The sequence below is a fragment of the Mesorhizobium sp. M1A.F.Ca.IN.020.06.1.1 genome (genome assembly GCF_004023265.1).
Classification (GTDB): Bacteria; Pseudomonadota; Alphaproteobacteria; order Rhizobiales; family Rhizobiaceae; genus Mesorhizobium.
The window spans coordinates 1-421 of sequence record NZ_RZSR01001831.1; the positions used below are offsets into that span (position 1 = coordinate 1).

General features: G+C 65.6%; 1 pseudogene. It reads left to right on the plus strand.

What is annotated here, in order from left to right:
* Nucleotides 1–421, plus strand: a pseudogene (locus tag EOA60_RS37120) (conjugal transfer protein TrbE); the annotation flags it as partial.

Genomic DNA, 421 nt, shown 5'->3' on the forward strand with positions numbered 1-421 from the left:
GGACCGGATTCGGAGAGTTCGACCAATGCCGAGCGCAACGAGGTCTCCCGCCAGATCAACGCGATCCTGTCGCGCCTCGGCTCAGGCTGGATGATCCAGGTCGAGGCGGTGCGGGTCGCGACCTCCGATTATCCGGCGCGCGAGGAATGCGATTTCCCCGATCCGGTGACGCGCGCGATCGACGATGAGCGCCGCGCGCACTTTGAGGAGGGGAGGGGACATTTCGAGAGCCGCCATGCGCTGATCCTCACCTGGCGACCGCCGGAGAGACGGCGCTCGGGCCTTGCCCGCTATGTCTACTCGGACAACGAGAGCCGCACGGCCCGCTATGCCGACACGGTGCTGGAAAACTTCCAGACCTCGATCCGCGAGGTCGAGCAATATCTCGGCAACGTGCTGTCGATCCGCCGCATGGTGACGC